Source organism: Streptomyces sp. NPDC029044 (genome assembly GCF_040637495.1).
Taxonomy (GTDB): Bacteria; Actinomycetota; Actinomycetes; order Streptomycetales; family Streptomycetaceae; genus Streptomyces.
Window position 1 is genome coordinate 1 of sequence record NZ_JBEZWN010000107.1, and the last position, 15,220, is coordinate 15,220.

11 protein-coding genes are annotated in these 15,220 nt (G+C 72.7%); 9 read left to right on the forward strand and 2 right to left on the reverse strand.

Annotated features, from left to right (window positions below; all coding sequences use genetic code 11):
• Positions 1–55 precede the first annotated feature (55 nt).
• A complete protein-coding gene (locus tag AB0E85_RS38325; protein WP_361937377.1) occupies positions 56–1,507 on the forward strand; it encodes an iron ABC transporter permease in 1,452 nt (483 codons plus the stop codon).
• On the forward strand, positions 1,504–2,562 hold the full coding sequence (locus AB0E85_RS38330; RefSeq protein ID WP_361937357.1) for an ABC transporter ATP-binding protein: 1,059 nt from the start codon (positions 1,504–1,506) through the stop codon (positions 2,560–2,562). Before AB0E85_RS38325 ends, AB0E85_RS38330 begins: the two co-directional genes overlap by 4 nt.
• A gap of 12 nt (positions 2,563–2,574) precedes the next feature.
• Here AB0E85_RS38330 and AB0E85_RS38335 read toward each other — a convergent pair whose 3' ends face one another.
• Positions 2,575–2,889, reverse strand: coding sequence for a hypothetical protein (locus tag AB0E85_RS38335; RefSeq protein ID WP_361937359.1), 315 nt, complete (start codon positions 2,887–2,889; stop codon positions 2,575–2,577).
• A gap of 252 nt (positions 2,890–3,141) precedes the next feature.
• On the opposite strand from AB0E85_RS38335, the gene AB0E85_RS38340 reads away from it, so the two are divergent.
• From AB0E85_RS38340 to AB0E85_RS38350, 3 genes are read left to right on the forward strand one after another with little or no spacing between them, the layout of a single operon-like run.
• On the forward strand, positions 3,142–7,053 hold the full coding sequence (locus AB0E85_RS38340; protein WP_361937361.1) for a type I polyketide synthase: 3,912 nt from the start codon (positions 3,142–3,144) through the stop codon (positions 7,051–7,053).
• Between the two features lie 4 nt (positions 7,054–7,057).
• The gene (locus AB0E85_RS38345) at positions 7,058–9,577 is read left to right on the forward strand and encodes an SDR family NAD(P)-dependent oxidoreductase (protein ID WP_361937363.1); all 2,520 of its coding nucleotides are present in this window, start codon (positions 7,058–7,060) and stop codon (positions 9,575–9,577) included.
• Between the two features lie 45 nt (positions 9,578–9,622).
• The gene (locus AB0E85_RS38350; protein WP_361937365.1) at positions 9,623–10,837 is read left to right on the forward strand and encodes a geranylgeranyl reductase family protein; all 1,215 of its coding nucleotides are present in this window, start codon (positions 9,623–9,625) and stop codon (positions 10,835–10,837) included.
• 37 nt (positions 10,838–10,874) lie between these two features.
• Here AB0E85_RS38350 and AB0E85_RS38355 read toward each other — a convergent pair whose 3' ends face one another.
• Positions 10,875–11,537: a DUF1524 domain-containing protein gene (locus AB0E85_RS38355; protein WP_361937367.1), complete on the reverse strand. Its 663-nt coding sequence runs from the start codon at positions 11,535–11,537 to the stop codon at positions 10,875–10,877.
• Between the two features lie 380 nt (positions 11,538–11,917).
• Between AB0E85_RS38355 and AB0E85_RS38360 the strand changes: the two genes are divergently transcribed.
• From AB0E85_RS38360 to AB0E85_RS38375, 4 genes are all read left to right on the forward strand, one after another.
• Complete coding sequence (locus tag AB0E85_RS38360) at positions 11,918–12,961, forward strand: polyprenyl synthetase family protein (RefSeq protein WP_361937369.1); 1,044 nt, start codon at positions 11,918–11,920, stop codon at positions 12,959–12,961.
• A gap of 167 nt (positions 12,962–13,128) precedes the next feature.
• Positions 13,129–14,034, forward strand: a complete 906-nt coding sequence (locus AB0E85_RS38365) for an ABC transporter ATP-binding protein (protein WP_361937371.1) — start codon at positions 13,129–13,131, stop codon at positions 14,032–14,034.
• On the forward strand, positions 14,031–14,792 hold the full coding sequence (locus tag AB0E85_RS38370) for an ABC transporter permease (protein ID WP_361937373.1): 762 nt from the start codon (positions 14,031–14,033) through the stop codon (positions 14,790–14,792). The genes AB0E85_RS38365 and AB0E85_RS38370 overlap by 4 nt, the downstream gene beginning before the upstream one ends.
• A gap of 187 nt (positions 14,793–14,979) precedes the next feature.
• Complete coding sequence (locus AB0E85_RS38375; RefSeq protein WP_361937375.1) at positions 14,980–15,117, forward strand: hypothetical protein; 138 nt, start codon at positions 14,980–14,982, stop codon at positions 15,115–15,117.
• The last annotated feature ends 103 nt before the right edge of the window (positions 15,118–15,220 follow it).

The window sequence follows — 15,220 nt, forward strand, 5'->3', positions numbered from 1 at the left end:
GGGCCTGCTCCGACTTGGTGCCCTTGGGAATGTTGACGATGATGTTTTCCCGGCCCTGCGTCTGGACCTCGGACTCGGAGAGGTCCGCGCCTTCGAACGCGGTCCGCGCTACGCCTGGGACGTCGTCGGCGACGAGCGGACGCTGCAACTCCTCGCCCGCAGCCTCTCCCTGACGGCCGTCGTCGTGGCAGCGTGCCTGGTGCTCGGCGTCTCCCTGGCCTGGCTGACCGTACGCACGGCCCTGCCCGGGGCACGCGCCTGGTCGGTGCTGGTCACCCTGCCGCTCGCCGTGCCCAGCTACGTCGCCGCCTTCGCATGGCTGGCCGGCGCACCCCGGACCGCCGGGTTCGCCGGGGCCGCGCTCGCCCTCACCCTCGTGAGCTTCCCCTACGTCCACCTTCCCGTCGCCGCCGCGCTGCGCGGGATCGACCCGGCTCAGGAGGAGGCCGCCCGCTCCCTGGGTCACGGACCGGTGCGCACCTTCCTGAGGGTCACGCTGCCCCAGCTGCGCCCGGCCGCCGCGGGCGGAGCGCTGCTCGTCGCCCTGTACGTGCTCTCCGACTTCGGCGCCGTCTCGCTGATGCGCTACGACACCTTCACCCGCGCCATCCACACGTCCTACCGCGCCTCCTTCGACCGCACCCCGGCCGCCGCGCTCAGCGTCGTGCTGGTGGTGTTGACGGTGGCGCTGGTCGCCGCCGAGACCCGCACCCGGGGACGCGCCGGCCATGCCCGGACCGGCGCCGGCACCGCCCGCCCGGCCGTCCCGGTGCCCCTGGGCCGCTGGCGGATCCCCGCCCTGGCCTGGTGCACCACGCTGGTGGCCGCGGCGGTGGCGTTCCCGCTCGGCACCCTCGGCTACTGGCTGGCCGTGGGCAACTCGGCGACTTGGGACCTGGGCGCGCTCGGGGAAGCAGCCTGGACCACCCTCGGTGTCGCCGCGGCCGGAGCCGCCCTGACCACCCTGCTGGCACTGCCCGTCGGGGTGATCGCCGCACGCCACCGGGGACGCGGAGCCCGGCTGCTGGAACAGGCCGCCTACGCCGGCCACGCACTGCCCGGCATCACCGTCGCGCTCTCCCTGGTCTTCTTCGCGGTGCGCTACGCCTACCCGCTCTATCAGCAACTGCCCCTGCTGATCGGCGCCTACGCCGTGCTGTTCCTGCCGGTCGCGGTCGCCGCCACCCGCGCCGCCGTACTCCAGGCGCCGCCCCTGCTGGAGGACGTGGCCCGCTCCCTGGGCCGTTCGCCCCTGCGGGTGCTGCGAGAGGTGACTGTCCCGCTGGCCGCACCGGGTGTCGCGGCCGGCGCCGCGCTCACCTTCGTGGTCTGCATGAAGGAACTGCCCGCCACGCTGCTGCTGCGCCCCACCGGCGTGGACACGCTGGCCACCCGGCTGTGGACCGAGACCGGATCCGGCTCCTTCGCGGCCGCCGCACCCTACGCCGCGGCCCTCATCCTCCTGGCCGCCGTCCCCTCCTACCTCCTGGGCAGGCACCGCACATGACCGACCACGGCAACGAGCTCCGCATCGAGCAGCTCACCAAGTCCTACCGCTCCGGCGCCCCCGTCCTCCGGGGCCTGGACCTCACCGTGCCGGGCGGGACGCTGGCCGCCGTGCTCGGCCCCTCCGGCTGCGGAAAGACCACCCTGCTCCGCGTCATCGCCGGGTTCCTGCGCGCCGACACGGGTACGGTCGCGCTCGACGGACGCACCCTCGCCGGGCCCGGCGTGCACCTGCCGCCGGAACGGCGCCGCATCGGCATCGTGCCGCAGGAAGGCGCCCTCTTCCCGCACATGACCGTGGCCCGCAACGTGGCGTTCGGACTGACCGGCCTCGACCGCAGCGAGCGCCGCCGCAGGACGGCGGACATGCTCGACCTCGTCGGACTGGCCGGGTACGGCGACCGCATGCCGCACGAACTGTCCGGCGGACAGCAACAGCGCATCGCCCTGGCCCGGGCACTGGCTCCGCGCCCCGCACTCGTCCTGCTCGACGAACCGTTCAACGCCCTCGACAGCGCGCTGCGCACGGGAGTCCGGGCGGATGTGCGATCCGCCCTGCGCGCGACCGGTGCCACGGCCCTGCTGGTCACCCACGACCAGCAGGAAGCCCTGTCCACGGCCGACCTCGTCGCCGTCGTACGGCAGGGGCGCGTCGCCCAGTGCGACACGCCCCAGGACCTCTACCGGCGCCCGGCCGACCCTTGGGTCGCCGGTTTCGTCGGCGACGCCGTCCTGGTCCCCGCGACCGTGCACGGGAGCGGCACAACGGCCACCACACCGCTGGGGACCGTGACCCTGACCACCCCACCCCAAGGCCGCAGCACGGGCACCGTCGTCCTGCGTCCCGAGCAGCTGCAACTGACGGACGCGGACACGGAGGAGGCCGTGCGGGGCACCGTCAGGGACGTCTTCTACTACGGCCACGACGCCAAGGTGACCCTGAGCGTTCAGGGCGTCGACGACCCCGTCGACGTCCGCGTCGCGGGGCCGCTGTCGGTCGGCCCCGGCCAGGAGGCGGCCATCCGCGTCACCGGCGAGGCGACGCTGCATCCGTAGCCGGCCCCGCCGCTACCGCTCGCGCAGTTCATCGACCTCGGCGGCCAGCAAGGACGCCTTGTGCAGGTGCGAGTAGTACCTGCTCGCGTACGCGTCGTCGATCGCCGGGAGGACCCGGTCGAACGCCGCCAACACCCGTGTGAGGGCTGCGCGCTGCCGATCGGCGAGGGGCCCCTTGAGAGCACTCGCCGCGCAGCCGTAGGCGTCCGCGTCGAGCATCACCATGTCCTGAGCCTCGATGTCCACGCCACGGAAGCCGGGTGGGAACGGCATGGCCATGTGCTCGACCGTCATGCGTGAGAGCGCGTCCAACTTGTCGGCCAACATGTCGGCGATCATGTCAGGCGCCCGGGGCAGCGAGCGCGATGATCGGTTAAGAGGCCACTCAGGGGGCTGAACCCGATGCGTTGGCGCGTCCGCTCCGTCCCGGGTGCTCCTGCCGCCGCCCGGTGCGTCCTTGGCGTGCCCCCTGTCTCCGTGACGCAATGGATGACGCCTCGTACGACCGATCCGACGGCGAGGCGGAGAGCGGACCGGAAACAGGTCGCCTCCCGGGCAACGCGCAAGGACGGTCTGCCTGTGCATGCTCAATCCCGTGTCGAGGAGCCCGGTGCGGCTCAGGACGAGCCCGTCGCGATCGTCGGAGCCGCCTGCCGGTTCCCCGGCGAGGTGCGTTCCCTCACCTCGCTGTGGCGGCTGCTGATGGCCCGTCGGGAGACGGCACGGGAGGTGCCCCCCGAACGGTGGCAGCAGGCGGAGTTGGCCGGCCTTCCGGCCCAGGTCGCGGCCCGGCTGCGCTACGGCTGCTTCCTGGACGACGACGTCTACGCCTACGAGCCGGAGTTCTTCGGCATCAACGCCCAGGAAGCACCCTGGGTGGACCCCGAGCACCGGCTGCTGTCCGAAGTGGCGTGGGAGGCCGTCGAACACTCCGGGATCCCGGCTCAGCGCCTGTCCGGCACACCGACCGGCATGTTCTTCGGGATCTACCAGAAGGACTACATGCTGCGCGTGCAGCGTCCCCTGGAGGAGGTCGACGCCTACGCGATGTACACCGGCTTCGACAGCATCGGCCCCGGACGCGTCGGATTCATGCTGAACCTGCGGGGCCCGCAAGTCGTGGTGGAAAGTGCCTGCGCGTCCGGACTGGTCGCCGTGCACACGGCCTGTCAGAGCCTGCGGACCGGCGAGTCGGACGTCGCGCTGGCCGGGGCCGCCATGCTGACCCTGGGACCCGAGGGAGTCATCGCCCCCGCCTTGTGGGGTGTGTTCTCGCCCACCGGCCGCTGCCACGCCTTCGACGCCGCCGCCGACGGCTATGTCCGGGGAGAGGGTTGCGGCGTCGTCGTCCTCAAGCGGCTGTCGGACGCGGTGCGCGACGGGGACCGGGTGCTCGCGGTGCTGCGCGGCACGGCCGTCAACCAGAACGGCCGCGGCACCCGGCTCAGCGCGCCCTCCGAGCCCGCGCAGATCGACCTCTACCGTCTCGCGCTGGAGCGCGCGGGCGTCGAGGCCGGCGACGTCGGGATGGTGGAGGCGCACGGGCCGGGCACAGCGGTGGGCGACCCCATCGAGTTCGCCGCGGTGGCCGCGGTCTACGGCAAGGGCCGTGACCGGTGCGCGCTCGGCTCGGTGAAGACGAACATCGGCCACACGGAGCCCGTGTCCGGAGTGGCGGGTCTCCTGAAGGCCATCGCGTCCCTGCGGCACGGCATGATCCCGGCCAGCCTGCACTTCAACAACTGGAACCCGCAGATCGACCCCAGCGGGACCCGGCTGTTCGTGCCCACCGACACCACCGAATGGCCCGTGCGCGGCGGGGCACGGCTGGCCGCCGTGTCCTCCTTCGGCATCAGCGGCACCAACGCCCACGTCGTGCTGGAACAGCCCCCAGCCCTCCCCTCCGCACGGCGAGCGCCCCGCCCGGCCCCGCCCGGCGATACCGGAACCGGGCGGGGTGACCGGGCGCCCCGCCTGTTCGCGCTCTCCGCCGGGACGCCGGTGGCTCTGCGGTCCGCAGCCGAACGGCTGGCCCAGTGGCTCAGGGGTGAGGGCGCCCGGGTCCCACTCGAAGACGTGGCGCACTCGCTGGCCGTGCGCCGGTCGCCCGCCAGGGAACGGGCCGTCGTCGTCGCCGCCGACCGGGCCGAACTGCTGGCACGCCTGGAGGAACTGGCGGCCGGGACCGCGTCCGTCGCGGGAGTGGCGACCGGCAGGACGATCTCGAACCCGGCGGAGGGTGTGGTCTGGGTCTTCTCCGGGCACGGCTCGCAATGGGCGGGCATGTGCAGCCGACTGCTGGATCGTGAACCGGAGTTCACCCGGGTCATCGACGAACTCGAACCGCTGGTGGCAGAGGAGTCCGGCGTCTCCCTGAGGGAGATCCTGCGCGGGCCGGAGGTGGTGACCGGGTTCGACCGGGTGCAGCCGGTGATCTTCGCCATCCAGCTGGGTCTGGCGGCGATGTGGCGCTCCCACGGGGTGGAACCGGCGGCGGTGATCGGCCACTCGATGGGAGAGGTCGCCGCCGCGGTGGCCTCGGGGGCCCTGAGCGTCCGGGACGGGGTCCGGGTCATCTGCCGCCGCTCCCGGCTGATCCTGCGGACCGCGGGACAGGGCCTGATGGCCTCCGTCGCCCTCGGCCGCGCCGAGGTCGAACGGCTGCTGGCGCAACAGGACGTGCGCGGGGTGACCGTCGCGGTCGTGGCGTCACCCGACAACACCGTCATCGGCGGAGACGCCGACCGCATCCGCAGCCTCGCCCGGGAGTGGGAGGCACGCGGCGTGGGCATTCGCGTGATCGAGGTGGACGTCGCCTCGCACACCGCCCACATGGACCCCGTCCTGCCGGATCTCGTGGAGGCACTCGCCGACGTCACCGGCAGGACGCCGAGCGCGGCGTTCTACAGCACCGTCACCGCAGATCCGCGCGAGCACCCCGCCTTCGACGCCGCCTACTGGTCCGACAACCTGCGCCGCGTGGTGCGCTTCGCCGACGCGGTGCGGGCCGCGGCCGAGGACGGGCACCACCTGTTCGTCGAGATCGGCCCGCACCCGGTGCTGTCCCACCCCGTCCAGGCCACGCTCACCGCACACGGACACCACAACACCGCCGTCGTGGCGTCCCTGTTGCGCGACACCGACGACGTGCTGGCCTTCCACACCCATGTGGCGGCGCTGCACTGCGCCGGACACCCGCTGGACTGGGCCGACCGCTACGGCCACGGAAACCTGGCCGACGTACCGCCGACCACCTGGGAACGCACGCGGTACGTCGTCGATCCCTCCCCGATGCGGCAGTCGGCCGGAGCCGCACCCCTTGCGACCGCACATCCGCTCACCGGACCGCACACCACGGACCCCGACGGCGACGGCCGTCACCTGTGGCAGACGCGCATCACCCCGACGACCCTGCCCTGGCTGGACACGCACTGCGTCGACGATGTCGCCGTGGTGCCCGGTGCGGCCCTGTGTGAGATGGCCGTCGCCGCCGCGACCGCGCTGTACGCCGTGGCTCCGCACCGGGTACGCGTCAGCGGCATCGAACTGCAACGCCTGCTGCTGCCGACGGCCGACGGCACACCCGTCACCGCCACCGCGGAATCGGCCGGCCCGGACACCGCCCGCTGGCGGCTGGTCAGTACGGCGTCCGACGGCACCTCAGTGCAGCACGCCCGGGCGACCCTGCACGCGGAACCCGAAGGCGGAGCACCGCACGGCCCCGACCCGCGGCAGCTTCTCAAGGAGTTCCCGCACCCCGTGGATCCGGCGGACGTCTACCAGCAGATGCGCGAGGAACGCGGAGTGCACCACGGCCCGCCGTTCCTCGGCCTCCAGGCCCTGTACACGGACGGGGCACCGGCCGACCGCCGGGGTGCCCGCCTCCTGGCCCGCCTGTCCGTCCCCGACGGGGGGCGGGCCGGTGCTCAGGCGCTGCACTGCCATCCCGTCGCGCTGGACACCTGCCTCCAGGCCGTCGCAGCCGCCGTCCTGCGGACCGGCGCCGTACCCGCCGGCGGCATCCTGCCCCGGCGCATCGAAGCATTGCGGCTGTACGGGACGGTTCCGCTCAGCGGCCACTGCCTGGTCACCCTCACGGGCCTGGAGGACGGCCGGTTCACGGCCGACTTCCGGCTGTGGGCGGACGACGGGTCCGTGATCGCCGATGCGACCGGAGTCGAGTTCCGCCACGTACCGGCGGAAAGCCCCGAGGAGCGCTTCGCGAACCGCCTGCTCCAGACGTCCTGGGCGCCCGGCGAGCGTCCGGCGGCACGAACGGCGACCGGGGGCTGGTCCCTGCTGGCGGAACCCGGACGCGAATCGTACGCGACCGCCCTCGGCAGAGCCCTGAGCGAGCTCGGGGCAGTGGTGGACGTCCGGACGCTCGACCCGCTCGGCACTCCACCGGACGGGTACTCCGGGGCCGTGCCGCAGTCGGGTGGTGTACCTGCCGGCGCCCTGTGCCACCTCACCCGACCGGCACGCCCGTGACCAAGTGGCTCGCCTGGTGGAGACGGCCCGCGCCCTTACGCGGGACACGGGCGAGGGCGCGGCCCCGCGACTGTGGACGGTCACCGCCACCGCACAACAGGTCATCCCCGACGACGAGCCGGAGCTGGGCCAGGCCGGGTTGCGCGGGCTCGTACGGGTCCTGAGCTACGAGCACCCCGAACTGCGCCCCGCCGTCCTGGACATCGACGCGCACACGCCGGTCGCGGAGGTCGCCGCGGAGCTGCTGTCCTGCCCCGACGAGCAGGACGAGATCGCCTACCGCCGCGGGACCCGTCACCTGGCCCGGCTGCGCAACGTCCCCCTGGGCGCGGGGGAGCGGCGCCGGAAGCCGGTCGACCGTGCCTGCGACCGGGTGGCTCTGCATCTCGCCCGCCCCGGAGACCTGGACTCCTTCGAGTTCGTCGCCCAGTCCCGCCGCAGGCCCGGCCCGGGCGAGGTGGAGGTCCGGCTCGCCGCCACCAGCGTCAACTTCATCAACGTGCTCCAAGCCCTCGGCGTCTACCAGGACTTCAGTACCGGCGAGGAGCAGGCGGACGTCTGCGCGTTCGACGGCGCGGGCACCGTCACCGCGGTCGGGGACGGCGTACGGGAGGTGCGGGAGGGCGACCGCGTAGCCGCCATGTTCGTGGACGGGTCCCGGTCCGCCGTGATGTCCTCCTTCGCGACCGTCGGCGCCGACTGCCTCCTGCCGGTGCCGGACGGCGTGAGCACGCGGGACGCCGCCGCCCTGCCGTGCGCCTATCTCACCGCCTGGTACGCCCTGCGGCACCTGGCCCGGCTCCGGCCCGGCGAGAAGGTGCTCATCCACGCGGCGAGCGGCGGCACCGGTCTGGCCGCGCTCCATCTCGCCCGGGCCTGCGGTGCGCAGGTGTGGGCCACCGCGGGCAGCGAAGCGAAGCGGGAGTACCTGCGCGGTCTGGGGGTGGAGCACGTCATGGACTCCCGCACCCTCGGCTTCGCCGACCGTGTACGCGAACTCACCGGGGGAGAGGGCGTCGACGTCGTCCTCAACTCCCTGACCGGGCCGGCGCAGTCCGCCGGTCTCGAACTGCTCGCGCACCGGGGCCGGTTCATCGAACTCGGCAAGCGGGACATCTATGCCAACACCCGCCTGGGGCTGCTGCCCTTCCGGCGCAACGTCACCTTCGCCGGCGTCGACGTGCTGATGATGATGCAACGGGACCCCGCGCTGCTCGCCGAGGGCTACCGCGAACTGTCCGGCATGCTCGCGGACGGCACCCTCGCGCTGCTGCCCGTCACCGAACACCCCGTCACCGAGGCGTCGACGGCCTTCCACACCATGGCCTCCGCCCGTCACACCGGCAAGCTCGTCCTCACCTGGCCCACCGAGGGCACCGACCTCCTGCACGTGCTCCCCGACGACGTCCCCGTCGTCCGGCGCGACGGCACCTACCTGGTCACGGGCGGGCTCGGCGGACTGGGACTGCTGATCGCCCGCTGGCTGGCCGAACGCGGCGCGGCCGCCGTGGTGCTCACCTCCCGAAGCGCTCCCACCGGGGCGACCCGTGCCGTCCTCGACTCCCTCACCGAAGACTTCGGCACTCGCGTCGACGTCGTGTGCGGGGACCTCGCCCAACCGGGCGTCGCCGACTCGCTCGTACGGGCCGCCCTGGACACGGGCCACGCCCTGCGCGGAGTCGTCCATGCCGCGGCCGTCGTCGAGGACGCCACCGTCACCCGTCTCTCCACCGCCCTCCTGGAAAAGGTCTGGCGTCCCAAGGCCACGGGCGCCTGGCTGCTGCACCGGGCCACGGCCGGCCAGGACCTGGACTGGTGGGTCACCTTCTCCTCCGCCGCCTCCTTGCTGGGCAATCCCGGGCAGGCCGCCTACGCGGCCGCCAACGCCTGGCTGGACGAGTTCACTTCCTGGCGGCGGGCGCAGGGCCTGCCGGCGACCTGCGTCAACTGGGGGCCCTGGGCACAGTTCGGCCGAGGAGCGGGGATGGAGGAACGGGGCTACGCCATGATCGCCCCCGCGGAAGGTGTCGCCGCCCTGGAACGCCTCCTGGCCCACGACCGGCCCCGCACCGCCTACACCCCCATCGACCTGGCCCGGTGGCTCGATTCCTATCCCGCCACCGGCCGCCTCGCGTTCTTCGCAGAACTGGCCGCACCCACGCCGGACTCCCGCTCCACGAGTGGCCGCAGCGCCCTCCTGCAATCCCTGCGCGACACGGACGAACCCCAGCAGCGGCAGCAGATCCTCCAGCCTCAGGTCGTCGACCACATCGCCGCGGTCCTGCGTCTGGGAACCGACCGGTTCGACGCCGACACATCTCTGGTCACCCTCGGCCTGGACTCCCTCATGGCCATCGCACTGCGCAACCGCCTCCAACGCGAACTGGCCCTGGACATCCCCACCACGGTGATGTGGACCCACCCGACGGCCGCCGCCCTCACCCGCTACCTCCTGGCCCGCCTCCACCCCGAGCAGGAACAGGACGACGCCGGATCCGAGACGGAGCGATCCGACACCGACTGACAACCACCGTTCGCTCCGTCCCCCCGATCGCTAGGTGACCATCGCATGCCCGCTTCCTCCGCCCCCTCCCGCGCGTCCGGCACCTGGGACGTGATCGTCGTAGGTGCCGGCCCGGCCGGCGCCACCGCCGCCCGGGTCGCCGCCGAGAAGGGCTGCACGACCCTGCTCCTGGAACGCGCCACCATCCCCCGCTACAAGACCTGCGGGGGCGGCCTCATCGGAGCGTCCCTGGCCGCCCTTCCGCCCGGCCTGCCCCTGAAGGTGTACGACACGGCAAGGCACTTCACCTTCGCCCACGACGGACGCAAGGAGCGCACCCTGGCCTGCGAGACCCCGACCTGCGCCCTGGTCTACCGCAGCGAACTCGACGCGGCACTGACCGAAGCCGCTGCCGCCGCGGGCGCGCAGGTCCGGGACGGCACCGCACTGATCGCCCTGGAGCAGGAAGGCGACACCGTCACGGTGCGGACCAGCCGTCGCGACACACTGCGCGCCAGGGCGGTCGTCGGCGCCGACGGCAGCGCCGGCAGAGTCGCCCGGTACGTAGGAGTGCGGTGCGCGCAGGTCGACCTCGCCCTGGAGGTCGAGGTGCCGGTCGACGAGCGGACAGCCGACCGATGGCGCGGGCGTGTCCTGATGGAGTGGGGCCCGCTGCCCGGTTCGTTCGGCTGGGTCTTCCCCAAGGGAGAGGTGTGCACGGCCGGAGTGGTCTCGGCCCGCGGCAACCCCGTCGCGCTGCGCGCCTACAAAGAGGACTTCCTCCGACGGCACGAGCTCTCGGCTCCCCGGCCCCTTCACGACACCGGCCACCTGACCCGGTGCCGCCGCTCCGACTCCCCCCTGGCCCGCGGACGCGTGCTGGTCGCCGGCGACGCCGCGGCCCTCGTCGACCACTGGTCACGGGAAGGCATCTCCTACGCCCTGCGCTCGGGAGCCGGCGCAGGGCACACCGCCGCCCGTCTGGTCCGCGCCGCCGACGAGACGGAGGCACGCACCGCGGCCGACGACTACGAACGGCACATCGACGACGTGCTCGGCACCGAGATGCGCGCCAGCCGCTCACTGATGGATCTCTTCACCCGCAACCCCGGCCTGGCCCACACGGCCCTCACCCGTCTGCCACCGGCGTGGCGACGTCTCGACGCCTATATCGCCGGCCGCACCAGCGTCGCCGGGATCATGGCCACACCGGTGGGACGTGCGACCGCCGTGCTGGCCGCCCGGCTGCCGCGGCAGGGCCCCACCCGGTCCACTGCGTGACTGGCAGGCCTCGCCGAGACAGTGCTCCGAGCGGCCCTTATGGCGCAGGGGTGTACGTGACCGTCGCGTCAGGGCAGGCCTCGGCGAGCCGAGTGAGGGACTGGCGCTCCTCGACGTCCGCGGTGAGCGCCCAGCGCAGCTTCACCGCGGTCCACTCGATGACGTAGCGGCAGGTGGCCTTGGTGTTGGACGGCAGCCACTGCGCGGGGTCCTGGTCGGCCTTGTCGCGGTGGGCCGTCGCCGAGACGGCCACCAGGCTGCGCGGGTCGTCGAGGTCGTTGGCGTAGGCCTCACGGCGGGCGGCGGTCCACTGGGAGGCGCCGGAGTCCCAGGCCTCGGGCAGCGGCACCATGTGGTCGACGTCCATGGCGGCGGCGGAGGTCACCTGGCGGGCGTCGTAATAGGACGTCCAGGTGCCGCCCTTCAAGCGGCAGTCCGGGCCGACTGACGGGGGTTCGGTCGCTTCGGCGATCAGCACCTCGTTGCGGGTGTCGCACCCGTCGTCGGGCTGAGCCCCGGAGTTCCAGTGCAGGAACTCGGTGCGCTCGTAGCCGTCCCGGGATTCGGCGGCTTGGGGGAGGGCGGCGACGGCCCGGTCCAGCGGCAGGGACGTCGCCGCGTGGGCGGGGCAGTACAGGACGAAGGTGCAGGCCGTGCCCACCAAAGCGGCGGTACAGGCGCGTGCCAGAGAAGCGATCACGCGCAGCAGAATGAGCGGCCGGGTGTCGGCCCGGCAGGCGTACGCGCGCGGAGATCACCCGGAAAGTCGTATGCAGAAACGATGCCGCGCACCTCGGGCGTCAGCGGGGGGTTGACGCTGGGCGCGGGGTCCCGGGGGAGTCCTCGATCCTCGCGTCGCGATGAGCGCGACCGCGTCGGCACGCCGTCCAACTCGTCCCCCTCGTCATTCGATTGTCGGGTAGGTGCACGGTATGAGGGCTGGTCCGGCCAAGTGATCTTTGGCAAGGACGTGCGGCGCGGCCCCGCAGGTCCGGGGGCCACCGCTTGACTGAGGCGGGTGCGTGACCGGCAGCCGGTGCCTCACGCGGTTCCCGTTCGCAGTCCTTGAGGAGCAGTTTCATGGCGCAGATCACTCACCCGCTCCCGGCCGGCACCTTTCCTCGCCTCAGCTGGGTCGACGACCTGCTGGGCCCCGCCCTCCGGTCGGCCGTCGCCGCCCTGCCGGCCGCTGAGAGCCGGGTGGCGGGCTATCACCGAGGCTGGTGCGAAGCCGACGGATCCACGACGACAACGGTGTCCAGTGCGGGCAAGTCGGTCCGCCCCGCCCTGGCGCTGCTGTCCGCCGCCGCGGTCGGCGGCAGCGCGGAACTCGCCGTCCCCGGCGCCGTGGCGGTGGAGTTGGTGCACGACTTCACCCTGCTGCACGACGACGTGATCGACGGCGATGCTCTGCGTCGGCACCGACCGGCCGCCTGGTCGGTGTTCGGCACCCCCGCGGCCGTGCTGACCGGTGACGCGCTGCTCGTGTCGGCGATGCGGGCCCTCGCGGACACCCCGCAGGGGCCGGCGGTGGAGGCCGTGCAGGAACTGGTCCGGACCCTGCTGGAGTTGGTCGAGGGGCAGAGCCACGACGTGGCGTTCGAGAAGGCGCCGGAGGTGTCCGTGGCTCAGTACCTCGCCATGGCGGAGGGCAAGACCGGCTCCCTGATCGGGTGCTCGTGCGCACTGGGCGGCATCCTGGCCGGAGCGGACCGCGAACGGGTGCGAGGGCTGAGGGAGTTCGGACGGCGGCTGGGTGTGGCCTTCCAGTGCGCCGACGACGTCCTCGGCATCTGGGGCCGCACGGCGCGCAGCGGCAAGCCCGTGGGAGCCGACCTCGCGGCGCGGAAGAAGTCGCTGCCCGTCGTGGCGGCCCTGAGCGGAGAGGGCGCGGCGGCCGAGCGGCTCCGGGAGCTGTACGCCGCCACTCACCCTCTGGACGAGCGAGACATCGCCCTCGCGCGTGGACTGGTCGAGGAGGCCGGGGGCCGCGAAGCCGCCCAGCAGGAGGCACGCCGCCAGGTGTCCGCCGCGTTGCGGGCCCTGGCCTGGGCGCAGCCCACTCCCGACGCGTACCGGCAACTCCAGGAGATCGCCTGGGCGATGACTCACCGTGATTCCTGAGCCAGGGGTGTACGCGGCCCCGCGTGAAAGGACAAAAGCCGTGACTTCGGACGGAGTGGACCGTTGTCTGTGCGGCGGCCCACAGCCGTGGACCTGACCTGGCCGATTGCCGAACCGCACCGCTCGGTCCCAGCCGCCGACCCTGGCTGTTCCGAGCGGAACCGATCATGACGAAATGCAGTGGAGCCGTGCAGCAGACCGAGACAAGCGCAGCGCTTCCGAGAGACCTGCCCGCCGTGGCCGCCTATGGGCTGCGGGTGGTCCGCGGCCGCCACACGGTCCTGCAGGACGTCAGTTTCACCGTCCCCCGCGGCTGCATCGTCGGTCTGCTCGGCCCGAGCGGCTGCGGCAAGACGACACTGCTGCGGTCCGTGGTCGGCGTCCAGCACGCGTCAGCGGGCCATGTCCAGGTCCTCGGGTACGCGGCCGGAGCCCTACAGCTGCGAACCCGCGTCGGCTACGTCACCCAGGCGCCGTCGGTCTACGCGGATCTGACGGTGCTGGAGAACCTGCGCTACTTCGCCGCCGCCCTCGGCATGCGGGGCTGGCGCAGGGAGGACGCGGTGGTCCGGGTCGTGAAGGAGGTCGACCTGGCCTCGTACGCGGACAAGCCGGTCGCGCGGCTGTCGGGCGGTCAGTACTCGCGGGTGTCGCTTGCCGTGGCCCTCCTGAACAGACCCGACCTGCTGGTCATGGACGAACCGACCGTCGGCCTGGACCCCATGGTGCGCCGGGAGTTGTGGCTGGTGTTCCAGCGGCTGGCAGAGGAAGGCACCACCCTGCTGGTCTCCAGCCACGTCATGGATGAGGCCGACCGGTGCGACCGGCTGCTGCTGATGCGCTCCGGCCGCCTGCTGGCCGGAGCCGACCGGGAGACACTGCTGGAGCACACCGGCTGCGACGACGTGGAAGAGGCGTTCATGCACCTGGTGCAGGCCGCGACCGAGGCGGAGGAACGCGCGCGGCGCCGGTCCGCCGCACAGACCCTGCTGCCCGCCCTGCCGGGTCTCCTCAACCAGACCGGAGCTCCCGAGGCGGAACGCGCCTACTTCGCCACGGACTTGACGCGGTGAGCGGCGTCCGGCTGGCGGAGCGACTGCCGTTCTCACCGAGCATCACCGGCGCGACCGCGGTCCGGGTGCTCCAGCAGATCTCCCGCGACAAGGGCAGCACCGCACTGCTGCTGGGCATCCCCTGCATGCTCATGGTGCTGCTGAAGCTGATGTTCCATGATGCGGAGGCCACGTTCGAGCGGGTCGGACCGCAGGTCTTCGGCATCTTCCCGGTGATCGTCATGTATCTCGTGGCGTCCGTGTCCACGCTGCGGGAACGCACCACCGGCACCGCCGAGCGGCTGTTGACCATGCCCGTGCGGCGCCTCGACATCGTGCTCGGCTACAGCCTCGCCTTCGCCTTCCTGGCCCTGTTGCAGGCGGTCCTCTCCACGCTGCTGTCCATCGGCCCGCTCGGCCTGGACATCAAGGGCCCCGCGTATCTGCTGATGGTCATCGCCATGCTCGGGGCGCTGCTCGGGCTGGCGCTGGGACTGCTGGTGAGCGCCTTCGCGCGCAACGAGTTCCAGGCGGTGCAGTTCCTGCCCGCCGGGGTGCTGCCCCAGTTCCTGGTCTGCGGCATGTTCGTGCCGCGCGAGGAGATGCACGGCGCCCTGTCGGCCGTCGCCAGGATCATGCCGATGACGTACGCCGTCCAGGCCGCCGGCGAGGCCGCCACACACACCGGCATCACCGGAGTGTTCGTCCGCGACGCGCTGCTCATCCTGGTGTGCGTGATCCTCGTCCTGGTCGCCAGTGCGACGACGCTCAAGCGCTGACACCCGCCGCGTACACACGGGAGCAGGCGTCCTTGTTCCCGGCGCTTCCAGCAGCTCGTCGCTTCGCCCGCGATGTGTCGGAGGCGGGCCGACGTCCGCGTCTGCGCCGCCTCTTCGTCGTCGGTGAAGACGCCGGACGCCGTCGCCCCGCCCAGGAGCGCGGTGACGAGCGCCGCCGCGCCGACGCGTGTGCGACGAACTGGTGCGGCAGGCGCTGGCAGCGGAGCCGTGGTCAGCGGGGAAGGAGTTCCACTACTCGAACACCGGGTACAGCCTGCTCACTGTGATCGTTGAGGAGGCGTCCGGGGAGAGGACATCGAGCTGACACAGGGCATCGCCGACCGCGTCCGCGCCGAGGACCGCTGACGGCTGGGGACGAACACACGTCGAGGGCCGCCCCTGAGGGCGGCCCTCGACGTGATTGGAGT